Source organism: Georgenia thermotolerans, assembly GCF_009193185.1.
Classification (GTDB): Bacteria; Actinomycetota; Actinomycetes; order Actinomycetales; family Actinomycetaceae; genus Georgenia; species Georgenia thermotolerans.
The window spans coordinates 24,583-47,729 of record NZ_VUKF01000027.1 but is presented as its reverse complement, the minus strand read 5'-3'; the positions used below and the strand labels follow the sequence as shown (position 1 = coordinate 47,729).

At 72.6% G+C, this 23,147-nt stretch carries 21 protein-coding genes; 8 read left to right on the top strand and 13 right to left on the bottom strand.

Annotated features, from left to right (window positions below; genetic code table 11):
• Positions 1 to 4 precede the first annotated feature (4 nt).
• The gene (locus GD970_RS13405) at positions 5 to 1,045 is read right to left on the bottom strand and encodes an EamA family transporter (RefSeq protein ID WP_226925340.1); all 1,041 of its coding nucleotides are present in this window, start codon (positions 1,043 to 1,045) and stop codon (positions 5 to 7) included.
• A 32-nt stretch (positions 1,046 to 1,077) separates the two neighbouring features.
• Here GD970_RS13405 and GD970_RS13400 point away from each other — a divergent pair, with 32 nt between their 5' ends.
• Positions 1,078 to 1,620 (top strand): CGNR zinc finger domain-containing protein, encoded by a 543-nt coding sequence (locus tag GD970_RS13400; protein WP_152203403.1) that lies wholly within the window; start codon positions 1,078 to 1,080, stop codon positions 1,618 to 1,620.
• 49 nt (positions 1,621 to 1,669) lie between these two features.
• Here the strand turns inward: GD970_RS13400 and GD970_RS13395 are convergent, their stop codons facing one another.
• The 10 genes from GD970_RS13395 to aceA form a co-directional block, all read right to left on the bottom strand.
• Entirely contained in the window at positions 1,670 to 2,887 is a 1,218-nt protein-coding gene (locus GD970_RS13395) for an ABC transporter permease (protein WP_152203402.1), read from the bottom strand.
• Positions 2,884 to 3,780, bottom strand: coding sequence for an ABC transporter ATP-binding protein (locus GD970_RS13390; RefSeq protein WP_152203401.1), 897 nt, complete (start codon positions 3,778 to 3,780; stop codon positions 2,884 to 2,886). Before GD970_RS13390 ends, GD970_RS13395 begins: the two co-directional genes overlap by 4 nt.
• A 268-nt stretch (positions 3,781 to 4,048) precedes the next feature.
• Complete coding sequence (locus GD970_RS13385) at positions 4,049 to 4,942, bottom strand: PDDEXK family nuclease (RefSeq protein ID WP_152203400.1); 894 nt, start codon at positions 4,940 to 4,942, stop codon at positions 4,049 to 4,051.
• A 355-nt stretch (positions 4,943 to 5,297) separates the two neighbouring features.
• The gene (locus GD970_RS13380; RefSeq protein WP_249043192.1) at positions 5,298 to 5,993 is read right to left on the bottom strand and encodes a response regulator; all 696 of its coding nucleotides are present in this window, start codon (positions 5,991 to 5,993) and stop codon (positions 5,298 to 5,300) included.
• Positions 5,994 to 6,213: 220 nt separating this feature from the next.
• The gene (locus tag GD970_RS13375) at positions 6,214 to 7,629 is read right to left on the bottom strand and encodes a sensor histidine kinase (protein WP_152203398.1); all 1,416 of its coding nucleotides are present in this window, start codon (positions 7,627 to 7,629) and stop codon (positions 6,214 to 6,216) included.
• Between the two features lie 171 nt (positions 7,630 to 7,800).
• Positions 7,801 to 8,274: a GNAT family N-acetyltransferase gene (locus tag GD970_RS13370; RefSeq protein ID WP_152203420.1), complete on the bottom strand. Its 474-nt coding sequence runs from the start codon at positions 8,272 to 8,274 to the stop codon at positions 7,801 to 7,803.
• 119 nt (positions 8,275 to 8,393) lie between these two features.
• Entirely contained in the window at positions 8,394 to 8,915 is a 522-nt protein-coding gene (locus GD970_RS13365) for a class I SAM-dependent methyltransferase (RefSeq protein ID WP_152203397.1), read from the bottom strand.
• The gene (locus tag GD970_RS13360) at positions 8,912 to 9,490 is read right to left on the bottom strand and encodes a GNAT family N-acetyltransferase (RefSeq protein ID WP_152203396.1); all 579 of its coding nucleotides are present in this window, start codon (positions 9,488 to 9,490) and stop codon (positions 8,912 to 8,914) included. The genes GD970_RS13365 and GD970_RS13360 overlap by 4 nt, the downstream gene beginning before the upstream one ends.
• A gap of 195 nt (positions 9,491 to 9,685) precedes the next feature.
• On the bottom strand, positions 9,686 to 11,308 hold the full coding sequence (aceB, locus tag GD970_RS13355) for a malate synthase A (RefSeq protein ID WP_152203419.1): 1,623 nt from the start codon (positions 11,306 to 11,308) through the stop codon (positions 9,686 to 9,688).
• 302 nt (positions 11,309 to 11,610) lie between these two features.
• On the bottom strand, positions 11,611 to 12,930 hold the full coding sequence (aceA, locus tag GD970_RS13350) for an isocitrate lyase (protein ID WP_152203395.1): 1,320 nt from the start codon (positions 12,928 to 12,930) through the stop codon (positions 11,611 to 11,613).
• Between the two features lie 157 nt (positions 12,931 to 13,087).
• On the opposite strand from aceA, the gene GD970_RS13345 reads away from it, so the two are divergent.
• The gene (locus GD970_RS13345; RefSeq protein WP_193314939.1) at positions 13,088 to 14,551 is read left to right on the top strand and encodes a helix-turn-helix domain-containing protein; all 1,464 of its coding nucleotides are present in this window, start codon (positions 13,088 to 13,090) and stop codon (positions 14,549 to 14,551) included.
• Between the two features lie 42 nt (positions 14,552 to 14,593).
• Here the strand turns inward: GD970_RS13345 and murQ are convergent, their stop codons facing one another.
• Together murQ and GD970_RS13335 are read right to left on the bottom strand one after the other, a co-directional pair.
• Positions 14,594 to 15,547: an N-acetylmuramic acid 6-phosphate etherase gene (gene murQ, locus GD970_RS13340; RefSeq protein WP_152203393.1), complete on the bottom strand. Its 954-nt coding sequence runs from the start codon at positions 15,545 to 15,547 to the stop codon at positions 14,594 to 14,596.
• Positions 15,537 to 16,454: an N-acetylglucosamine kinase gene (locus tag GD970_RS13335; protein ID WP_152203392.1), complete on the bottom strand. Its 918-nt coding sequence runs from the start codon at positions 16,452 to 16,454 to the stop codon at positions 15,537 to 15,539. The genes murQ and GD970_RS13335 overlap by 11 nt, the downstream gene beginning before the upstream one ends.
• Positions 16,455 to 16,558: 104 nt before the next feature.
• Between GD970_RS13335 and GD970_RS13330 the strand changes: the two genes are divergently transcribed.
• From GD970_RS13330 to GD970_RS13305, 6 genes are all read left to right on the top strand, one after another.
• On the top strand, positions 16,559 to 17,416 hold the full coding sequence (locus tag GD970_RS13330) for a MurR/RpiR family transcriptional regulator (RefSeq protein ID WP_152203391.1): 858 nt from the start codon (positions 16,559 to 16,561) through the stop codon (positions 17,414 to 17,416).
• A gap of 318 nt (positions 17,417 to 17,734) precedes the next feature.
• The gene (locus tag GD970_RS13325; protein ID WP_211489720.1) at positions 17,735 to 18,706 is read left to right on the top strand and encodes a GNAT family N-acetyltransferase; all 972 of its coding nucleotides are present in this window, start codon (positions 17,735 to 17,737) and stop codon (positions 18,704 to 18,706) included.
• Positions 18,707 to 18,726: 20 nt separating this feature from the next.
• Positions 18,727 to 19,419, top strand: a complete 693-nt coding sequence (locus tag GD970_RS13320) for a PIG-L deacetylase family protein (RefSeq protein WP_152203390.1) — start codon at positions 18,727 to 18,729, stop codon at positions 19,417 to 19,419.
• Positions 19,420 to 19,461: 42 nt separating this feature from the next.
• Entirely contained in the window at positions 19,462 to 20,805 is a 1,344-nt protein-coding gene (locus GD970_RS13315) for an extracellular solute-binding protein (protein ID WP_152203389.1), read from the top strand.
• 103 nt (positions 20,806 to 20,908) lie between these two features.
• Positions 20,909 to 21,775, top strand: a complete 867-nt coding sequence (locus tag GD970_RS13310; RefSeq protein ID WP_152203388.1) for a carbohydrate ABC transporter permease — start codon at positions 20,909 to 20,911, stop codon at positions 21,773 to 21,775.
• Positions 21,776 to 21,846: 71 nt separating this feature from the next.
• Positions 21,847 to 22,653 (top strand): carbohydrate ABC transporter permease, encoded by an 807-nt coding sequence (locus tag GD970_RS13305; RefSeq protein WP_211489719.1) that lies wholly within the window; start codon positions 21,847 to 21,849, stop codon positions 22,651 to 22,653.
• Positions 22,654 to 23,147 lie beyond the last annotated feature (494 nt).

The following is a 23,147-nucleotide window of genomic DNA, read 5'->3' as shown; positions in this document are numbered from 1 at the left end:
CCGCTCAGCGCTCCTGGGCCGGCGCGGCCGGCACCGCCACCACCGCCGGCTCCGGCGCGCGCAGCTCGTCGTAGCGCACCGCCACCAGCCCGGCGACGATGAGGACCCCGCCTAGCAGCTGGACCGGCAGCGGCAGCTCGCCGACGAGCAGCCAGGCGAACAGCACCGCGAACATCACCTCGGTCAGCCCGACGAACGAGGCGATCTTCGAGCCCAGCCGCCGCGTGCCCGCGATGCCGGTCGCGTACGCCGTCGCCGTGGCCACCAGGGACAGCGCGGCCAGCGGCACCAGCCAGTGCACCTCGATCCCGGCGAGGACCACGTGCCCGCCGGCGGCGCGCATCGGCATGAGCCCGGCCGCCCCGGCCGCGCCCAGGGCGAGCGCGGCGACCACCATCGCCCCGGCGGCCATGACCAGCGGCGGCAGCCCGGTGCGCTGGTGCGCGGACAGGATGAAGTAGACGGCCAGGCCGACGGCGGCGCCCAGCCCCCACAGCACCCCGCCGAGGTCGACGCGCACCCCGCCGGTGACGTCGAGCACGAGGACCAGGCCGGCCAGGGCCGCGACGATGCCCAGGACGGTGAACCGGCGCGGGCGCTGCCCGTGGCGCGCCCACAGCCAGCCCACCACGAGCAGGAAGCCGAGGTACTCCAGCAGCAGCGCCACGCCCACCGACAGGGTGGTCACGGCGTTGAAGTAGAACAGCTGGCAGGCGGCCATCGCGAGCAGCCCGTAGACCGCGATGAGCGGGAGGTTGCGCCACAGCAGGCGCCACCGTCCCCGCAGCGCGACCAGCGCGGGCACCAGGAGGATGAGGGCGCCGCCGGCGACCCGGGCCGTCACCGCGGCCCCGGGGGACCAGCCGGCCTCGAGCAGCGACTTCGCGACCGCGCCGGAGGTGCCGAACGCGGCCGCGGAGGTCAGCGCGAAGGCCAGCCCCGGGCGCAGGCTGCGGTCGTCGACGGGCACGGCTCCCCCTCGCTCGCCGCGCCTGATCGGCAGGCCGGCCGGGTTGATGTCATGAGTCAAATGCATGACACTCATGACAGTAGTCCTGGCCGGTTTGAGGGGTCAACGTGGTCTTCAGTCGCGACACCGAGGTCGGCCTCGTCACCGCCGCGGCGCTCGTGAACACCCTGGGCGCCGAGGAGGACCGGCTGAGCTCGCTCGCCGACCTCGACGCGTTCGTGGCGCGCTGGGAGTTCACCGGCGACCGCCGCCACGACGACGCCGAGCTGCAGGCGGTGCGCGCCCTGCGCCCGGTGCTGCGCGAGCTGTGGACGGTCGGCGCCCCGGACGCCGTCGCCGCCGGCGTCAACGCCCTGCTGGCCGAGGCCCGCGCCCTGCCCCAGCTCGTCCGCCACGACGGGTGGGACTGGCACCTCCACGCCACCCCGCCCGACGCCCCGCTGGCCACCCGGATGGCGGTGGAGGCGGCCATGGCGCTGGCCGACGTCGTGCGCGGCGGGGAGCTGGGCCGGCTGCGGGTGTGCGCCGGGGAGGACTGCGCCGACCTCGTCGTGGATCTCTCCCGGAACCGCTCGCGCCGCTACTGCGACAGCGGGTGCGGCAACCGCGCCAACGTGGCCGCCTACCGGGCGCGCCGGGCGGCGTCGTAGGCCGCAGGCCGACGGCCGCGAGCGCGACCGCCGGCCCCCGCTCAGGCGGTCAGGCCTCCAGGCGCATGGCCTGGCGCCACGTCAGCGCGGTGCCGCTCTGCATGACCGCGCGCTGGTAGATCTTCTCCCCCAGGCGCAGCAGCAGGTAGGCGGCCGCGACCGTGAGGAGCAGGGAGGCCACCGGCTCCCACAGCGCGACGTCGTCCTTGACCATGCGGATGGGCATCGCCACCGAGGACACGATCGGCACGTAGGACGCCCCGGTCAGCCAGGTGCCCTCGGCGAACAGGCCGGCGAAGAGCGCGACCATGATGATCCCGATGACCGGGCCGGTGTTGGACTGCAGGTCCTCGCTGCGGCTGGCGAGCGAGCCGAGCACCGCCCAGATCGCGGCCAGCGCGACGAAGCCGGCGACGAAGAAGACGATGAACCACCCCGACGCGCTCAGCAGCCAGCCCAGGTCCTCGGCCAGCCCGGCCACGTTCACCGCGATGAGGCCGACGACGGCGTACAGGGCCACCTGGGCGAGGGCCAGGATGCTGTTGCCGAGCACCTTGCCGTAGAGGAGCTGGCGGACCGGGATCGCCGTGGCGAGGATCTCCACGACCCGGTTCTGCTTCTCCTCGAGCACCGAGTTCGCGATCGCCATGCCGAACACGATCGCCGCCACGTAGAAGAGGAAGGCGAAGACGAAGCCGACGGCGCTGGCCATGGCGCTGCGCTCGCCACCCTCGAGCAGCTCCGTCTCCAGGGTCGACCCGGCGGTGAGGGCGGCCGCGGTGGTACCGGCCGCCCGCGCGTTCGTCTCGAGGACGCTCGCCTCGACGGCGTCGCCCAGCGCGCGGCTCAGCGTGCCGCTCACGTCGTCCAGCCCGACGACGGTCCACCCGTCGCCGGTCTGCAGGAGCGCGGCGTCGGCCTCTTCCTCGCGCACCGCGTCGCGGGCGGCGTCCGCGTCGGCGACCTCGACGGCCCGCAGGGTGTCTCCGGAGTCGTCGGCCGTGATGGCCGGCTCCGCCTGGCCGACGACGTCGCGGGCGGCGTCCGAGGCGACGGCGACGGTGTAGTCGGTGCTGCGGGAGTCCATGAAGGCGGAGATGCCGACGCCGGCCAGGATCATCACCAGCGTGACCGCCGTGGAGATGAGGAAGTTCCGGTCGGTGAGCTTGACCGTCATCTCCCGGACCGTCACGACGAGCCACGGGCTCTTCACGGCCGGCGCGGGCGCCTGCTCGACGGTGGTGCGGGGCGTGGTGGGGGCGCTCATCGGGTGACCTCGCGGTAGATCTCGGACAGGGTGGGCCGCAGCGGGGTGAACTCGCGCAGGCCGCGGGCGACGGCGTGCGTCAGGACGCGGTCCCGGGCGGCGTCGTCGAGCTCGACGACGGCCGCGGGGCCCTCGACGTCGACGACGTGGACGCCCGGCTCCTCGCGCAGCCAGCCGGCGTCGGGCTCGGTGGCGATGCGGAAGCGGCGCGGGCCGCGGGCCCGGAGCTCCTCGGACGTGCCGGCGGCCATGATCTTGCCGTCGGAGAGCACCACGAGGGACTCGCACAGCCGGTCGACCAGGTCGAGCTGGTGGCTGGAGAAGAGCACCGGGACGCCCTCGCGGAGGCGGTCGCGCAGGAGGTCGACCATGGAGTCGACGGCGACCGGGTCCAGGCCGGAGAAGGGCTCGTCGAGGACGAGCGCCGTCGGGCCGTGCAGGAGCGAGGCGATGATCTGCACGCGCTGCTGGTTGCCCAGGGAGAGGGACTCGAGCTTGTCCTTGAGGCGGGCGCCCAGGCCGAAGCGGTCGAGCATGCGGGTGGCCTCGGAGGCGGCGTCGCGGCGGGTCATGCCGCGCAGCTGGCCGAGGTAGGTGAGCTGGTCGATGACCGTCTGCTTGGGGTACAGGCCGCGCTCCTCGGGCATGTAGCCGAAGCGGGAGCGGTCGGCGGCGGTGATGGGGCGCCCGCCCCACAGCACCTCCCCGCCGTGGAGGGCGAGGACGCCCATGATCATGCGCATCGTGGTGGTCTTGCCGGCACCGTTGGCGCCGACGAAGCCGGTCATCCGGCCCGGCTCGACGACGAACGAGACGTCGTCGACGGCGGTCTTGTCGCCGAACTTCCGTGTCAGGTGCCGCACCTCGAGCGCGGGCGGCGTGTGGTGACTCATCCCGGTCCCCTTTCTGGTCTGGCGCCAGACTAGGAATCGGCCGGTGTCGGGCGCTTCCGCCGGGGGGCGGATTTTCGCGGTCCTGCGGGCCTCCCCCGCGCGGCGGAGCGGGCGTCGTCAGGCGCGGCCCGCAGTCCAGCGCCTCAGCCGGCGCCGGGCCCGCGCGCAGCCGCTGCTCGGCCACGCTCGGCGCCCCCGACTGCGACGAAATTGCTGCCTGGGCGCCGCCGAAGGCGCAATATCGTCACACTCGCGGGTTGGGCGCCGGTCAGGCCAGGGCTCCAGCCGTGCGGGCGGCGAGCAGGCGACGCACCAGCGCCACCACGTCCTCCGGCCGGGCAAGCTGGGACCGGTCGATGACGAGCACCGTCCACCCTGCGGCATGCAGGGCGTTGAGCCGGGCGCGGTCGAGGGCGATCTGCGCCGGATCGTCGTGATACGCGCCGTCGTACTCGAGGCCGATCTTGAGGGTGGGCCAGCCGAGGTCGAGGCGCGCGACGAACTCCCCCGCATCGTTGTAGACCCTCACCTGTGACTCGGGCCGGGGCAATCCGGCGAGCACGAGGGTCACGCGGAGCCGCGACTCGCGAGGTGACTCAGACCGTGGGTCGACCATGTCGAGCGCCCGCCTGATCCGCCTCACTCCCCGCGCGCCGGCGTGCCCGTCCGCCACCGCCTCGACCTGCCGGCGGGTGACGCCCGTGCGCCCGGCGAGAACGTCCAGCAACGGCACGCTCTGGAGGACGTTGGGAAGGCGCGCGATATCGAACGCCGTCCGCGCCGGGCTGGTCGCCGCGCCGTATCGTGTACGGACGACCTCGTCTGCGGGAAGTGAGCAGCTCCTCACGCGAATGAGGTCCCGGCCCCTCACCCGGGCCTCCGCCGGTAGGTACACCTCTACGGGGTCCGACGGACGAAGCACATCCCCCGCGAGCACGTGCAGCGCCGTGCGTCCGCGCAGCACGGCGCTGGGTGGGAGGACCAGCCGGGCGGCGGCGACAGCGTCGTCGTGGGTTCGGAGGCCCGAGACGATGTAGACACCGTGCGTCACCCGCACGTACGCGCGATTCCGCAGCTGGGCGGGGGTGATGTGGCGCAGGGCGGTGGCGCGAGTGAACGGTCCGTCGCGCAAGGCAGCAGGGACCACCGGACGAGAGGACATGGCCGGAGTGTGTTGCGGCGGTTCGGGGCGCCGCCGAGCGCGGTCCGCTGCCTGTGGAGCGGCTGGCGTTTCGTCCGCGGGTGAGACGGCAAGGTCGTTGAGCTGGAAGGGCAGCGGTCCGCGAGTGCAACGAACTGGCGGTTTCCCGGAGCCCCAAGGCAGCAACTTCGTCGATCTCGGCGTGGCGGGCGCGGCGAGAGCGACGAAATTGCGACGGTGAGCGCGGAGATCGAGCAACTTCGTCGATCTCGGCGCTGCCCGACCTCAGGTGCACCGCGCTCTGCACGTCTCGGGAGCGCATGCCGAGCGGGTGGGTGGCGGAACCTCAGGCTCGGCCCGCGGATCCCGACGGGCCTCAGGCGCGGCCCGCGAGCCCGGCGTGGTAGGCGAAGACGACGGCCTGCACCCGGTCGCGCGAGTCGGTCTTGGCGAGGATGTTCGACACGTACGTCTTCACCGTCGACTCCCCCAGGAACAGCCGGGCGGCGATCTCGGCGTTGGACAGGCCCTCGGCGAGCAGGACGAGCACCTCGCGCTCGCGCGGGGTGAGCGACTCGACAGCGCGGCGCACCTGGGGGTCCTGGCCGACGGCGGTGCTGAGGCTCCCGGCCGCCGCCCCGGCGCCGTCCACCGTCTGGTGCCCCCCGACCACGCCCGCGGCCCCAGCCTGTGCCGCCCCGCCGGGTGTCTCCCCGACGAGCCGCGAGATGACCTTGAGGGTCACCTCGGGCGCGAGGAGGGCGTGGCCGCCGGCCACGGCGCGGATGGCCTCGACGAGGTCGTCGGGGTCGGCGTTCTTGAGCAGGAAGCCGCTCGCGCCGGCGGCGAGGGCGTCGAAGAGGTAGTCCTCGCGGTCGAAGGTGGTGAGGATGATGACCTTCGCCAGCCCGGCGGCGACGACCTCGCGGGTGGCCTCGATGCCGTCCATCCCGGGCATCTGCACGTCCATGAGGACGACGTCGGCGGGCCGCTCGGCCAGCACGGCCAGCGCCTCGCGCCCGTTCGCCGCCTGCCCGACCACCTCGACGTCGTCCTCCACGGACAGGACCATGGCGAAGCCCGAACGGACGAGGGCGTGGTCGTCGACGAGCAGGACGCGGATGGGGTCGGACACGGGCTCTTCCTTCTGACGGTGTGGACGGTGGGCCCAACGGTGTGGACGGTGGGCGACGGAGGTGGTGCGGGGTGATCGGAAGCGATGTGCGCCGGGCGGCTCCCGGGGTCGGATCCCCGGGCCATCCGGGGGTCGGATCCCCCGGGGCCAGGTTGGGCTACCCGGAGGGCTGCAGAGCCGTGGCCCCGGATGACGCGGGCACGCCCGGGCCGGCGGCCACGCGACTGACCGGCAGGCGGACCCGCACCCGCCAGCCGGTCGCCTGCGCGCGGGGGCCGATCTCGGCCTCGCCGCCGTGGAGGTGCACCCGCTCGCGGATGCCGCGCAGGCCGTATCCGGAGCCGTCGGTGCCGGGGCGGGGGTGGCCGTTGTCGACCACCTCGACCTCGCTCCACCGCGCCCCGTCGGAGCCGCCGGTGCGGAGGGTGACCTGCACGCGGGTGGCGGTGCTGTGCCGCACCACGTTGGCGATGGACTCCTGCGCCGTTCGGTACAGCGAGAGCGCGACCGGCCCGGTCACCGCGCCCAGGTCGCCGGGATGCCGCTCGACGACGGCCAGCTCGACGTCGAGCCCGGGGCGCCGCTGCGCGGCGACGAGCTCGCGCAGCTCGGCCAGGCCCGGCTCGGGCGCGCGGCCGCCGTCGCCGCCGCGCACGGTGTCGGTCTCGCTGCGCAGCACCCCGAGGAGCGAGCGCATCTCGCCGACGGCGGTGCGGCTGGCGTCCTCGATGGTGCGCAGGGCCTCGGCGGCGGCGTCGGGCGTGCGGGTGAGCACCTTGCGCGCGGCCCCGGCCTGCACGCCGATGACCGAGACGTGGTGGGCGACGACGTCGTGCAGCTCGCGGGCGATGCGCAGCCGCTCGTCCACGACCGCCCGGCGGGCGAGCTCGTCGGCCTGCTGGCGGATGCGCTCGCTCTGGGCGGCCATCCGCTCGCGCCGCAGCGCGCCGCGCCAGGAGGTCCGGCCCATGGCGATGGCGCCGCCGAAGTACAGGAAGTTGATGGCGGCGGAGTAGAGCACAGCCGCCGTCACCTGGGACAGAGGGCCCTGCGGCCTCTCGTAGGACGTCAGCATCGCGGCATAGCCCGAGCTGATCGTGAACCCGATCGCTATCCACAATGCCATCGCGAGCAGCACGAGGCCCATGGCGATCCACAGCAGCCGCCGGTCCGGGGCCCACGCAACGGCGGCGTACAGGGCCGCGAAATACGCCACCTGGAAGCTGATCTGGCTGGCCACCTCCGGGCTGAGATAGCTCAGCGCGACGAAAGCGGCGCTGGAGACCACGAGGACGCCCAACGGGAACCGGCGTCGCACGGCCAGCGGCAGGATCATGAGCCCGACGGCGAGGTATGCACGCCAGGCCGCCTCGTCATCGAGTCGCATGCCCATGTTCTTCGCCAGCATCGTCATGAGGAGCGCCACGGCGAGGAACACGGCCACGCCGACGACGTCGTTGCGCAGCTGGCGCGCGTCCGGCCGGGGTCGTTCCCACAGGGGGTCGACGGGGTCGTTGAGCCAGGCGTTCAGCCGTTCCGGCAGCCCGGTGGAGGCGGGGACGGGAGGGGCCATGCGCGCCACAGTATCGGCGCTCCGCCGTCCCGAGATCCGTCGTCCGGCGGAGCCGCGGCGGGACTGCCGGCGCCGCAGGGCTCCCCCGCGGGACGGAGGGCGGGCGTGGCCGCAGGCTCATACCGGCGGCATGCCCGCCGCCGTCGACGCGGCGGGCATGCCGCGCGGCGGTCAGCCCAGCGTCAGCACCATCGTGTCGGCGTTGCCGTCGCGGCCCACCGGCACGAACCCGTGACGCAGATAGAGGTTCCGCGCCCGGTTGCCGTCCTCGACGCTGAGGCTGAGGCCCGGCAGGCCCTCGCGGCGGGCGTGCGCGACGACGGCGCCCATCAGGGCGGAGCCGATCCCGGCGCCGCGACGGTCACCGAAGACGCAGATGCTGAGCTCCGGGACGTCGGCGCGCCAGAAACCGTACCCAGGGTCCGCCACGGCGAAGCAGCGGGCCCACGCCACCCCGACGGGTCGGCCGCCGTCCTCGGCGACGTAGCCGAAGTCGCCGTCGGCGGGAAAGGTGTCGAAGTAGTGCGCGAACTGGGGGTTGCGGTCGACGTCCTCGTGGCTGAGTCGGTCGGCGACGTGGTTGACGTTGACCCAGGTCGCCTCGCGCAGCAGGGTCCGGTCCGCGGCGGTCGCGGGGCGCAGCATCACGAGGCGTGAGCATAGGGCCGGGCGCGCGCCGCGCTGCGCCGCCGGCCGGGCGTGCAGTGCGCGCTGTGCCGCCGGCCGGGCGGGCGCCGGCGGCGAGCCGGCCGGCAAGCCGCAGCTCAGGCCGCGCGCTTCGTCGCCCGCACGATCGTGAGGGGGCCGTCCTCGTCGGCCTCGGCGGACAGGTCGGGGACGTCGAGCGAGCGCAGTGCCGGGGCGGCGGCGCGGCCGGCCCCGCTCGGGCCCTCGAAGAAGAGCCACAGCCGCGCGCCCGGGCGCATGAGGTCGGCGAGGGACTGTGCCACCGCGGTGGCGGTCGTGGTCCAGAACAGGTGGACGTTGATGGCGAAGACGACGTCGAACGGGCCCTCCGGGGCGACGTCCGGCCCGAGCTCCTCCAGCGGGCAGCACAGCGTGCGCAGGCGTCCCTGGGCGATCGCCGCGGCGTTGCGGGCGGCGGCCGCGGCCACGGCGGCGGCGGACCGGTCGACGGCGAGGTAGCGCAGCCCGGGATGGCGGGCCAGGAGGAGCTCGGCGGCGACGCCGCGGCCGCACCCGAGCTCGAGGACCCGCTCGTCGCCGGCCAGGTCCAGCTCATCGGCGGCCCGCAGGATCCGCTCCGGGACGCGCGGGCGGCTCATGGCCCGGGCGGGCTCGGGCGGCGTGCGGCCATCTCGGACAACGGCTGTGCGGCCACCTCGTACACGGTCTCCCAGCCGTCCTCCTCGTCCCACTGGCGGCCCACCTCGGCGAAGCCGTAGCCGAGCACGAGGCTCCGCGAGGGGAGGTTGTCCGGCCGGATCGAGGCGCGCACCGTGCGCACCCCGGGCTCGCGGGCGGCGCGGGCCAGCAGGTGCTCCAGCGCCGCCCGGGCGTAGCCGCGACGGCGGCACGCCGGGTCGACGGCGTAGCCCACCTCGACCATGCCTGCCTCGTCCGGCGGGCCGTGGTAGCCGGCCTTCCCCACCACCGCGCGCCGGTCGGCGTCGAGGACGACGGCGGTGACCCACCCGGCGGCCACCGGGTCGGCGGCGACCTGGGCGGCGCGGATGCGCCACGTGCCCACGCACTCGGGACCGGCCAGCCACGCCGTCACGGGCAGCCCGCTCGCCTCGCGGGCGGCGGCGAGGTCGCCGGCCGCGAGCGCCCGCAGGGCCGCCAGGCCCAGGTGGACGAGCTCGACGCGCGGGCCGGTGCGGGCATCGGGGTCGTTCATGCCACGACGGTCGCAGACGACCACGCGCCTGTCGACGGGTTTGCGTCTGTCCAGGAGAGCGATCCCCGTGCCGGCCTCGAAGGTGACGTCGGGGACGGCAGCGCGGGGATCTCCGGTCAGGAACACGGCGACGGCCCCGGGGTCTCCGGGGCCGTCGTCAGTTCAGCGTCGGGCGGCGCGGGTGGGCCGGGCAGCTCAGTCCACGCGCCGGGCGTACGCCGGGATGGTGAGGAAGGTCGGGTAGTCCTCCCCCAGCGCGACCTCGGTGAACAGGTCGGCCGCCTGGGCGATCCGGTCGGCGCGGGCGACGTCGTCCGCCTCCCCCAGCAGGATCGCCGTCTCCTCCTCGAGGACCTGGCGGGCGAGCTCGCGGGTGACCGTGCGGCCGTCCTCCAGCCGGGTGCCGTGGTGGATCCACTGCCACACCTGGGACCGGCAGATCTCCGCCGTCGCCGCGTCCTCCATGAGCCCGAAGATCCCGACGGCCCCGCGCCCGCCGAGCCACGCCTCGAGGTAGCGCAGCGCCACGGCGACGTTGGTGCGCAGCCCGGCGGCTGTGACGGCGCCCGGGGTGGCGGCGACGTCGAGGAGCTCGCCGGGGGTCACCGTGACGTCCTCGCGCTGCCGGCCGATCTGGTGGGGCATGAAGCCGAGCACCTCGTCGAAGACCTCCCGGACGGCGGCGACCATGCCGGGGTGGGCCACCCAGGAGCCGTCGAAGCCGGCGAGGGCCTCGCGGCGCTTGTCCTCGCGCACCGTGGCGTCGACCAGGGCGTCGCGCTCGGGGTCCTTGGAGGGGATGAACGCGGACATCCCGCCGATGGCGTGGGCGCCGCGGCGGTGGCAGGTGCGCACCAGCAGCTCGGTGTAGGCCCGCATGAACGGCACCGTCATCGTCACGTCCGCCCGGTCCGGCAGGACGAAGTCCGGTCGGGTCCGGAAGTTCTTGATGACCGAGAAGATGTAGTCCCACCGCCCGGCGTTGAGCCCCGCGGCGTGCTCACGCAGCTCGAAGAGGATCTCCTCCATCTCGAAGGCGGCGGTGATCGTCTCGATGAGGACCGTCGCGCGGATGGTGCCGCGCGCCAGGCCCAGGTGCTGCTCGGTGAAGGTGAACACGTCGTTCCACAGCCGCGCCTCTCGGTGGCTCTCGAGCTTGGCCAGGTAGAAGTACGGTCCCACGCCGCGGCGGACGAGCTCGTGGGCGTTGTGGAAGGCGTAGAGCCCAAAGTCCACCAGGCCGCCGACCATCGCCTCGCCGCCGACCCGCAGGTGCTTCTCGGTGAGGTGCCACCCGCGGGGGCGCACGACGATGGTGGCCAGCTCGCCGTCGTGCAGGGCGTAGCGCTTGCCCTCCGGGGCGGTGAAGGTTATGGTGCGGCGGATCGCGTCACGCAGGTTCACCTGCCCGCCGACGACGTTGGCCAGGTGCGGGGTGTTGGCGTCCTCGAGGTCGGCGAGCCAGACCTTCGCCCCGGAGTTCAGGGCGTTGATGGTCATCTTCCGGTCGGTGGGGCCGGTGATCTCGACCCGCCGGTCCTCCAGGCCCGGGGCCGGCGCCGGCACCCGCCAGTCCCGGTCCTCGCGGATGTGGGCGGTCTCGGGCAGGAAGCCGAGGCTGCCGCCCTCGGCGAGGCGGCGCCGGCGCTCCTGCCGCTCGGCGAGCAGGTCGGCCCGCCGCCCGGCGAACCGGCGGTGCAGCTCGGCGAGGAAGGCCAGCGCCTCGGGGGTGAGGATCTCCGCGGCGCCGGGGACCGCCGGGCCGACGACCTCCACCGGCGGGGCCGACACCGCCGTCACCGGGGTGGGCACCACCATCGCCGGGCTCTGTGCGCCGTTGCTGCGGTACACCGGGGGCCGGGTCCGCCGCACGGGCGGGGCCGTGACTGGTACCGCCGTCGTCGTCCCGGCGGGCAGGACGGCGGTGCCCTGGGTCCCGCCGCGCCCCGGCGTCCCGGCCGAGGCCGGGGTCGCCGCGGACGCGGGCGTCGCGGCGGAGGCCGGCGACGGCGCGCTGGGGGCGACGACGTGCAGGGCGCTGGTGCCGCTGCGGCGCGGCGGGGCGACGGTGAGGCGTGTTCCGGTGGTGGTCATGGCCGTGTCCTTGTCCGCTGCTCGGTCTAGTGGAACTGCTGCTCTTCGGTGGACCCGCGCAGCGCGAGGGTGTCGCTCTCGGGGTTCAGCGCGGTGGAGACGAGGTCGAAGTAGCCCGTGCCCACCTCGCGCTGGTGCTTGGTGGCGGTGTAGCCGCGCGGCTCGGCGGCGAACTCCTTCTCCTGGAGCTCGACGTAGGCGCTCATGCCCCGGGCGGCGTAGCCCTCGGCCAGCTCGAACATGCCGTAGTTGAGCTGGTGGAAGCCGGCGAGGGTGATGAACTGGAACTTGTAGCCCATCGCGCCCAGCTCGCGCTGGAAGCGGGCGATGTCCTCGTCCGTCAGGTGCTTCTTCCAGTTGAACGACGGCGAGCAGTTGTAGGCGAGCATCTTGCCGGGGAACTCCGCGTGCACGGCCTCGGCGACCTGGCGGGCCAGCCCGAGGTCCGGCGTCGACGTCTCGACCCAGATGAGGTCGGCGTACGGGGCGTAGGCCAGGGCGCGGGCGACGACCACCTCGGGGCCCGGGGTGGTGCGGTAGAAGCCCTCGGGCGTGCGCTCGCCGGTGGTGAAGGCCCGGTCGCGCTCGTCGACGTCGGAGGTGATGAGGTTGGCGGCCAGGGAGTCGGTGCGCGCGACGACGATCGTGGGGACGTCGAGGACGTCGGCGGCCAGCCGGGCGGCGTTGAGGGTGCGCACGTGCTGGCGGGTGGGGACGAGGACCTTGCCGCCCAGGTGCCCGCACTTCTTCTCCGAGGCGAGCTGGTCCTCGTAGTGCACGCCCGCGGCGCCGGCGGCGATGAGCGCCTTGGCCAGCTCGAAGGCGTTGAGCGGGCCGCCGAAGCCGGCCTCGGCGTCGGCCACGATCGGGGCGAGCCACTCGTTGCCGGGCTCGGTGCCCTCGGACCAGGTGATCTCGTCCGCGCGCAGCAGCGCGTTGTTGATGCGCCGGACGACCGTGGGCACGGAGTTGACCGGGTAGAGGGACTGGTCGGGGTAGGTGTTGCCGGAGGTGTTGCCGTCCGCGGCGACCTGCCAGCCGGAGAGGTAGATGGCCTGCAGGCCGGCGCGGACCATCTGCACCGCCTGGTTGCCGGTGATCGCGCCCAGGGCGTGGACGTAGTCCTTGGTGTGCAGCAGCTCCCACAGCCGCTCGGCGCCGCGGCGGGCGAGGGTGAACTCCTCGCGGACCGACCCGCGCAGCCGCACGACGTCCCCGGCGGTGTAGTCGCGGCGGATGCCGGCCCAGCGCGGGTCGGAGGCCCAGGTGCGCTCGAGCTCGGCGGCCTCGGCGCGTTGGCGCTCGGCGAGGGCGGGGCGGGTGGGGGTCTGCAGCGTGCTGGTCATCGGTGCTCCTCGGTGGTCCGCCGGGAGGTGGTCGCTCCGCCCGGCCGGGTGAATGTTGTTGTGAATACACAGTGGCGCCGTGATTCAGGTCACAACCACTGCTACCGTGGGTGAAGTTCGTTCGTTCTTCACCCTTGGAGAAGAAGTGGCCAGTCGAGTGCGACCGACGACGGCGGAGCGGGCGCCCGAGGAGGAGATCGACCTCGCCACCCTCGGCGCCCGGATCCGGCACGCCCGCCAGGCCCGCGGGCTGACCCTGGCCGACCTTGCCCAGCGGGTGGACCGGGCGCCGTCGCTGCTCTCCCAGATCGAGAACGGCCGTAAGGAGCCGCGGCTGGCGCTGCTCAGCGCCATCGCGCGCGAGCTGGACGTCACCGTCGCCGACCTCATGCGCGCCGAGCCGCCGTCGCGCCGGGCGGCGCTGGAGATCGCCCTGGCCCAGGCGCAGGCCCGGCCGCTGTACGCCGGGCTGGGCCTGCCGGAGGTGCGGCCGAGCGCGAAGCTGCCCACCGAGGCGCTCGAGGCGCTGGTGGGCCTGCACGCCGAGGTCGGCCGGCTCGCGTCGGTTCGCTCGGCCACCCCGGAGGAGGCCCGGCGCGCCAACGCGGAGCTGCGGCTGCACATGCGCGCCCGGCACAACTACTTCGCCGAGATCGAGCAGCTCGCCTCGCGCATCTCCGCCGCGGTGGGGCACACGGGCGGGCCGCTGACCGAGCGCGGCGTCAGCGCGGTGACGGGCCACCTCGGCTTCACCCTGCACCGGGTCGCGGACCTGCCCCGGGCCACCCGGTCGGTGACCGACCTGCGCAACCGGCGCATCTACCTGCCCATGGCCGCCGACGGCGGGCACGACCCGCGCACAATCCTGCTGCAGACCCTGGGCCACTTCGCCCTGGGCCACACCGAGCCGGCCGGGTACGCCGACTTCCTGCGCCAGCGCGTCGAGGCCAACTACTTCGCGGCGGCGCTGATGATGCCCGAGCGCCCGGCGGTGGACTTCCTCCGGCAGGCCAAGGCCGCCAAGGCGCTGGCCATCGACGACCTGCGCGACGTCTTCGCCGTCTCCTACGAGACCGCCGCGCACCGCTTCACCAACCTGGCCACCGAGCACCTGGGCCTGCCGGTGCACTTCATGCGGGTCGGCGAGGACGGGGTGATCTACAAGGCCTACGAGAACGACGACGTCACCTTCCCCACCGACGTCAGCGGCGCCATCGAGGGGCAGATCGTCTGCCGGTACTGGGCCTCGCGGGCGGTGTTCCACAACCCCGACCGCTACGCCACCCACTACCAGTACACCGACATGGGGCGCGGGACGTACTGGTGCACCACCCACGTCGAGCGCACCGGCTCCGGGGACTTCGCCATCGACGTTGGCGTGCCGTTCGCGCACGTGAAGTGGTTCCAGGGCCGGGAGACGACCGTGCGGGCGACGTCGAGCTGCCCGGACCCGGCGTGCTGCCGCCGCCCGCCGGCGGACCTGGCCGCCCGGTGGGCCGAGCACGCCTGGCCCAGCGCCCGGGCCCACTCCCACCTGCTCGCCGCCATCCCGCCGGGCACGTTCCCGGGCGTGGACGACACCGAGGTCTACGAGTTCCTCGACCGCCACGGCGCCGAGTGACGCGCGCGCCGGCTCCTCAATGACGCCCGGACGGCGGCACGATCAGCGATGCACCGTCCCCCCGTTCTGCTCGATGGCGACACGCAGCAGTCCGCCCGCCCGGTCGATCGCAGCCTGGGCGTCTGACGCGGCGACGTCGGTGAGCAAGACGAGGATCGCCTTCTTGACCGAGCCGTCGACGGCGGCGAGTGCCCGCGCCGCCTCGTCCACCTCCACCCCGGCGGCCCTCATGACGGTGCGCACCGAGCGCGCCTTGAGCTTGTCGTTGGTGGCCTGCAGGTCGACCATGACGCCGTTGTAGGTCTTGCCCAGCCTTACCATCGCAAGCGTGCTAAGCATGTTGACGACCAGCTTCTGGGCCGTCCCGGACTTCAGCCGGGTGGACCCGGCGACGATCTCTGGGCCGACGACGACCTCGATCGACACATCGGCGAGCGTACCGATCGCTGACCCGGCGTTCTGAGCGATCGCCACCGTGAACGCGCCCACGGACCGCGCGACCTTCAGGCCCCCGACGACGTACGGGGTGCGCCCCGAGGCGGAGATGCCCACGACGGCGTCGCGCTCGGTGAGGCCGAGGGCGACGAGCTCGGCGGCCGCCGCCTCCCGGTCATCCTCGGAGTTCTCCACCGCTCGTTGGATGGCGGTCGGCCCGCCGGCGATCAGGCCCACGACGAGTCCGGGATCGGTGCCGAACGTGGGCGGGCACTCGCTCGCGTCGAGAATCCCGATGCGACCGGCGGTGCCGGCGCCCAGGTAGATCAGCCGGCCGCCCCGCCGCATCCGCCCGACGATGCCGTCGACGGCGGCGGCGATCGCTGGCGCCTGCGCGCCGACGGCGGCCGGCACCTTGGCGTCCTCGACGTTCATCTCCCGCACGAGCTCCAGGGTGCTGAGTGTGTCGAGGTCGCCGCGCCGCACCCCGGCGGCCTCGGTGGTCAGCGTCGAGAGCTCATCCAGCAGCTCGTCCAGGCGTGCGGGGTCGTCACTGAGCACGATGGATGTACCTCTCGTGGGGCAGATCGGCGCGACGGGCGATGATGTGGGCGCCGTCGAGCGCCGAGCCGGCCGGAGCGACCGGCACGAGGCCGCGCGAGCGCAGCGCGTCAACCAAGCGCTCCACAAACCAGGGCGCACCGGTCAGGCCACCGAGCACGCTCACGCGCCGCGACGTGGGCCCTGATGCAGCGTGCGCGCTCTCCGCCAGCAGGGCCGCGGCCTGGTCGGCGATCTCCACGGCCACCCCATCACCCGCCGCGGCACGGCCCAGCACGGCGGGAGCGAACGCGGCGAGGCGCCGGGCGGGGATCGGGTCGACGGAGACCCAGCGGACGACGTCACCCTCGGAGCCGATGAGGCCCGCCAGGTCCGCGGCGAGCCCGGTGGCGGGGCCGAGCCCGGACTCGGCCCGCAGGACGGCGCGCATCCCCTCGCGACCGATCCACGAGCCGCCACCCAGATCGCCGAGATGCGGTCCCCAGCCATCGACGCGGCGCAACTCGCCGCCGGCCGTGACGCCAAGCGCGACGGCGCCCGTGCCGGCGACAAGGCCGACGCCGGCTCCGCCCCCCAGCGCCCCCACGTGCGCGGTGACGACGTCGGAGGTCACCGCGACCGGAAGGCGGAGACCGGAGACCAGCGCCGTGGCGATCTCACGAGCCGCGACCGCGTCGGTGAGGGCGCCTGCGGCACCCACCCCGACGGCGGACGCCCCGTGCGCGGGCAGCCGCCTGACGAGGTCCAGCACGCGACGGGAGACCTCGCCGGCGCCGTCGGGGACCGCGGCGCCGGCGGTCCCCTCATCCTCGACCCCCTCGAGCACGCCGCGTGCGGACATGACCGCGACGCGACAGCGGGTCTTGCCGAGATCGACGGCGAGCGTGACCGCGTCGTCGCGCTCCATGCAGCCTCCCGACGATGTAACAGCAATCCACACTCAACACTGAGCGTGTAACCTATTTTCAGCACATGCCAGAGGAAGCCGCAAGCACTTACGAGGAGGCGCCGGTGAGCGTCCAGGCGACGATCGAGGCGGCACTGGGGTCACTGTCCCCCTCACTCGGCCGCGTGGGCTCGGCGATCCGGGAGAACCCGGCGATGGTCCTCGACAGCACGATCAACGACCTCGCGACCGCCTGCGATACCTCGGTGGCATCGGTCGTGCGCTTCTGCCGGGCGATCGGCCTGAGCGGGTACACACAGCTGCGCATGCTGCTCGCCGCCGAGCTGGGCAAGGAGGCCGCACAGTTCGGCGGGGCAAGCTATGGCGCCGACATCACCGAGGGCGAGTCGCTCCCGGCGATGGCACAGAAGATCGCCGCCCTGGAGATCCTCGCGATCGAGGAGACCATCGAGCGCATGGACTACCGGGCGCTCGAGGAGATCGTCGACGCGCTCGACGGGGCGGACCGCATCCTCCTCTACGGCGTCGGAGCGAGCCGGTCCGTCGCCGAGGACCTCCAGGGCAAGCTCTTCCGTATCGGGCGCAACGCGTTCGCGCCCAGCGAGCCGCACGAGGCCTGGGCGGCAGCGGCAATCCCGGTCGAGGGGGTCGTCGTCATCGGTTTCTCGCACCTGGGCGAGACGCACGAGACCGTCGAGTTCCTCCGCCTCGCCCGCGACCACGGCGCGCGCACCATAGGGATCACCGGCGTCAAGGACTCGAGCCTGGCCCGGCTCGCTGACATCGCCGTGTTCACCCAGGTCCGCGAGACGACATTTCGGGCTGGCGCCATGGTGAGCCGCATCGCTCAGCTCGCCGTCGTCGACTGCATCTTCGCCGGCGTCGCTCAGCGGCGCTACGACTACACGATCGAGGCGCTCCGACGCACCCGCGAGGTGACACGGGGCGCCCGCGGCGTCTGACGCCGGGCGCGGTCCGGCGCCAACCTCCACCTGCGCCGACACCTCCGCACGCCGGGGGACTCCGCGTCGCAAAGGACCTCGCGCGGCACACTCCCGGCACTCCGGGACCCCCCTCCCGCAAGGGAGTTCACGGCAGCCCCCTCCGCCACACCTCATCCGCGAGCGCCAGCCGGCCGCGGCGGCCCACGCTGCGCCCTAGCGCGCATGAAACTGAACTCCGTCACAAACTCTCCCACTGAAAAAACTTGTCAGCGAGCCCGGGCGACATTACGGTCGTGCTGAGGCAGACGACGTCGTCTGCCAAGGAAAGGAACGCGAGTGTCCCAGATCGCGCCACCTGTCACGCTCCGGACGTTCACGTCTGGCGACGCCCGGGCCGTCGCCGAGGCGTGGACCACGGCCGCCCCGCAGGACGGAATGACGGAGCTGCGCTTGCGCAACCTCGTGCTGCTCGATCGCAACTTCGACGCCGACGGCCTGTTCGTCGCCGAGCAGGCTGACCGCGTCGTCGGCTCCGCCTATGCCGTGCGCCGCCGGGTCGCCCACCACGGCGACGACCTCGAGCCCGGCACCGGCTGGATCCCCTACTTTTTCGTCGTGCCGTCCGCCCGTGGGTCGGGCCTGGGCCGCCGGCTCGTCCAAGCCGCACTGGACTGGCTGCGCGCGCGGGGCGCCCGTGAGGTGTTCTTCTCCAACTACACGCCCAACTACGTCCTGCCCGGGCTCGACGCGGCGCGCTACCCCGTCGCGCAGCGACTCTTGACGTCCCTCGGTTTCGCCGAGGTGGAACGGCCCAGCGCCATGGACCGCTCGATCATCGGCTACCAGATGCCCGAGGACGTCCGGTCCCGGGTGGCCGAGCTGCGCGCCGAGGGCTGGTACCTCGGCACGCCGACCAACGACGACCTCGTCCCGCTGATCAAGATCGCCGGCGAGGCCTTCAGCTCCGACTGGGCCCGCGCCATCCGGGAGGGCGTGCTCGGCGGCATGCCGCTCGAGCGCATCGTCATCGCCCGCACGCCGGATGGAGAGGTGCTGGGCTGGGCCATGCACGGCACGTATGAGTCCGTCATCGAGCGTTTCGGCCCCTTCGGCGTGCTGCCGGCGAGCCGCGGGACAGGTCTCGGCAAGGTGCTGCTCCACCTCACGCTCGAGCGCATGACCGCGCTCGGGGCGCACAGCGCCTGGTTCCTGTGGGCCGACGAGGGCTCGACTGCCGCAAAGCTCTACGAGCGCACCGGGTTTCGCGCGACCCGCACCTTTTCCATCCTGCGGGCCACGCTCGGCTGATCGGGCAGAGAGGACAGCTCATGGCGAAGACCGTCGTCGCCGTCGGCGGCCACATCGGCGACATGGAGCTCACCGCGGGGCCCACCCTGGCCAAGGTGACGCTCGAGGGTGGGCGTGCCGTCATCGTCGACTGCACCTACGGCGAGCGTGGGCATCCGACGCTGGCCCCGAGCGTCTACCGAGAGCAGAAGCTGCACGAGGCGCAGTTCTTCGCAGACAAGATCGGCGCCGAGCTGGTCACGCTCGACTACTCCGACGGCTTCCTGCCCGACGGTGAGGAGGTCGCCGAGCAGGTCGCCGCGGTGATCCGCGAGGCGAGGCCCGACCTCCTCATCACGCACTGGACCCGAAGCATGCACCGCGACCACGAGCGCGCCGCTCAAGCCGCCCTGCGGGGCGCGTTCCTCGCCTCGATCCCGATGGAAGAGATCGCCGCCGAGCGCCACTCAGTCCCCCAGATCCTCCACGCGGAGAACTGGGAGGACATGGACGGCTTCGAGGCCGACACGTTTGTCGCGATCCCGGAGGAGGCCTACGCCCGCTGGCGCGAGGGCATCCAGGAGCACGCCTTCGCCCGCGGCGAGACCTACGGGTTCCGCTTCATCGACTACTACTCGGCGCTCATGGAGGTGAAGGGCTGCCTCGTCGGCGAGAAGCGGGCAGCCGCCTTCAAGAGCGCCGGCACGGAGAAGTTCGCCCTCGCCGGCCCGTAACCCACGCCCGTCCCCATCCCCACCGATCCCCGAAGGAGCACCATGAACAGAAAGGCACTTCTCGCGGCCACGAGCCTGGGGGCCGCGCTCGCGCTCGGCCTCGCCGGCTGCTCCTCAGGTGGCGGCTCCGGCGGCAGCTCTAGCAGCGGCGGCGGGGGCGACGGCGCCCAGAAGATCACGTTCCTCACCCACTGGGGGCCGGAGCAGGTGGGCATGCTCGACGAGGCCGCGGCCGCGTTCACCAAGGAGAACCCGGACATCACCGTGGATGTCCAGGCCGTCCCGTTCGGCAACCTGCTCTCCACCCTGCGCACGCAAGGCGCCTCACCCGACGGCCCGACCATCGCCGGCATCTACGACGCCTGGCTCCCAGAGCTCGCCCGCGACGGGCTTGCCGCAGAGGCTCCCTCCGACGTCGCCGGCGACGTCAAGGCGAACTGGCCGGCCAACGTCGTCGGCGCCGCCTCGCAGCAGGGCACCGTCCACGGCATCCCCAACGAGGTCGACCTCTACCAGCTCAACTACAACAAGGCGCTCTTCGCCGACGCCGGGGTGGCGGAGCCGCCGGCCGACTGGGACGCACTGATCGACGCGGCGACGAAGATCAAGGCGACCGGGCAGGCACGCCAGGGCATCGGCTTCATCACCAGCTGGAACTCCGGCGCCGTGCACCCCTTCCTCTCGCTCCTCGCCTCCGACGGCGGCACGTTCCTCAACGAGGAAGGCACCCAGGCCACTCTGACCAGCCCGCAGGCGCTCGAGACCGCTGAGCTCTACCAGCGCCTCGTCGACGAGGGCCTGACGGACACGGCGATGTCGACGGCCAACGCCAACACGACCGGGCCTTACCTGGACAACTTCGTCAACGGCAAGACCGGCATGATCATCATGGCCAACTGGTGGGAGGGGTCCCTCAAGGACGCCATGGGCGACAAGTTCGGCGACGTCGCGACCGCACCGATCCCGGTCGGCCCGAGCGGCACCACGTCCTCCTCGATCTCCTACTCATGGATGACGATGGTCAACGGCAACGCCGACGACGCCAAGCAGAAGGCGGCGTGGGAGTTTCTCACCTGGCTCAATGGCCCCGACTCGGGCAAGGGCGGATCCTCGGCGATGGGCGACATCCTCGTGTCGATGGGCATTCTGCCCTCCCGCAGCTCCGACATTGATGCGCACAAGGCGGACCTCGAATCGGACTTCCTCACGCCCTACGTCGACGCGCTCGACTCCGCCACGCCGTTCCCCACGGTGATCGGCGGCCCGGCCGCGGCTGACGCGCTCCAGCGCCAGATCGAGGCGCTGCTCAACGGGCAGCTCGACGCCAAGGCCGCCATGGAGGCCGCCAACAAGGACGTCGACGCCGCTCTCAGCTCGGCACAGTGACACACGAGGACGTGACCCTGCAGTGACGACGCTTCAGTCGGTGGGGGAAGGCTCCGTCATTCGGAGCCTTCCCCCGGCGCCCCGTGCCCGGCACCGGCACCGCGTGCAGGCCGGCTGGTCCGCGCTCTTCCTGAGCCCGACCCTCCTCATCATCGGGCTCTTCACGGTTGTCCCGATGGTCATGACGGTGGTGATCAGCTTTCATCAGTGGTCAATGTTCACCCCCATGGGCGACATGACCTTTGTCGGCCTCGACAACTACCGCCGCCTACTCAGCGACCCGGCCCGAGTTCAGGCGATCGGCAACACGGCCGTATACGTCGGGCTCAGCGTCCTCATCACGGTGCCCTTGGCGCTGCTTGTCTCCTTGCTTCTCTACTTCCCCACGGTCCGGGGCAAGCACGTCGTGCGCGTCATCCTCTTCGCCACCTACGTCATTCCCACCGTTGCGATCGTCATCGTCTGGAGCAACATCTATGCGCCCGGGTACGGCCCGCTCAGCGCAACGCTCGGCGCGGTGGGCATCCCCTCCCCGGCCTGGCTGAGCGACCCGAGCTGGGCCCTGCTCTCCCTGGTGATCTTCAACGTGTGGCAGATGCTCGGGTACTACGTCATCCTGCTGATCGCGGGGCTCACCCAGATTCCTGAAGAGCTCTATGAAGCGGCGAAGATCGACGGCGCCGGTGTCGCCCGGCGCACCTGGTGGATCACCATTCCGCTGCTGCGGCGCTCACTCGTCTTCGTCATCCTCATGACGTTCATCAACTCGATCCAGGTCTTCGACCCGATCTACCTGCTCACCCAGGGCGGACCCGCCGGCTCGACCGACGTCGTCTCCTTCGAGATCCAGCGTTCGGCGTTTCAGTACGGCTTGGCCGGCGAGGCCAGCGCCCTCGCGGTGTCCCTCTTCATGATGATCGTCGTCGTCGGGACCGTCCTGGGAATACTCATGAAGGGCCGGAACAAGTGAGCACCGCCGTCGCCCTACGTTCTCGCACACCCGCGAGACGCCGCCGCGCCCCCCGGCAGATCGGCACGCAGGTGATCCTGTACGTGCTCCTCGCCGTCGTCGTCCTGATGCCGCTCCTGCCGCTGTACTGGCTGGTGATCTCCGCATTCAAGACACCCGCGGAATTCGTGCAGATCCCGCCCACCGCGTTCCCGGCGGAGCCCACCCTCGAACCGCTCCGAACAGCGATGACCGAGGTGCCGTTCTTTCGTTCGCTGCTCAACAGCTTCATCATCGCCGGTGGCTGCACCGTGTCTGTGGTGGTGACCAGCATCTTCGCCGGCTACGTCTTCGCCAAGCACCAGTTCCGCGGCCGCGACCTGCTCTTCTGGGGAATCGTCGCGACCATGTTCCTGCCGCCTGTGGTGACCTTGGTGCCGCTGTACTACCTCGTGTCGAACCTGGGCCTGGCGGACACCTACCTCGGCGTCATGCTGCCGTGGCTTGCCAACGCCTTCGGCATCTTCCTCATGCGGCAGTTCATCATGGACGTCCCCGACGACCTCCTCGAGGCCGCCCGGATGGACGGCGCCGGCGAGTTCCGCCTCGTCTGGCAGTTCGTCGTCCCGCTGCTCAAGCCGGCCGTGGTCACCCTCGCGGTGTTCATGTTCGTCTACGCGTGGAACAACTTCCTATGGCCGCTGTCGATCCTGCGATCGGAGGCGATGTACCCGGTGGTCCTGACGCTAAACCGGCTGATGTCGTACACGATGAGCTTCGAGTTCCAGAACGTCGTCATCGCCGGGGCGCTCGTCGCCTCGCTGCCGACCCTCCTCGTCTTCCTCGTCGCACAGCGTGTGTTCGTCCAGGGGATCGCCTCGACAGGCGTGAAGGGCTGAGTCTTCTGCGCCGACGGCGCACAACGCGTACGCCTCCACCTTCTGAGCGGGCGCGAACTTCCCGACCCCATGTGACCGGCATCTCATCCACCGGGATGGCGGCTCCGCACCCTTGACCCGTCAACCGAGCCCTGCGTACGGTCTCGCCCATGCGCAAGGCATCTGGCGTCCGGAACACGGCAACTGTCGCCGTGCGTCCCTTCGACCGCCTCGCCACGCGTCGGTGTTGTCAGGGCTGACGCCCCGCCGACCGTAGGACTGCCTGCCGCGTCACCCGCCGCCCCTAGGCCAGCTGTCCGGACATCCCGGACCAGGCCCGGCCCGCGGACGCCCCGACCGAGCCCGTGCTCTCGGAGCGCCGTGCCGAACCGCCCGGGGACCGGCGTCGACCGCGCTCCCTGACTCCTCGGGCCGCCTGACAGCCGTCGGGCGCCGACCGAGCAGCGCATGCCGCAGGCAGTCTCGCCGGAGGCCCCCCTTCCTGCGTAGTACCC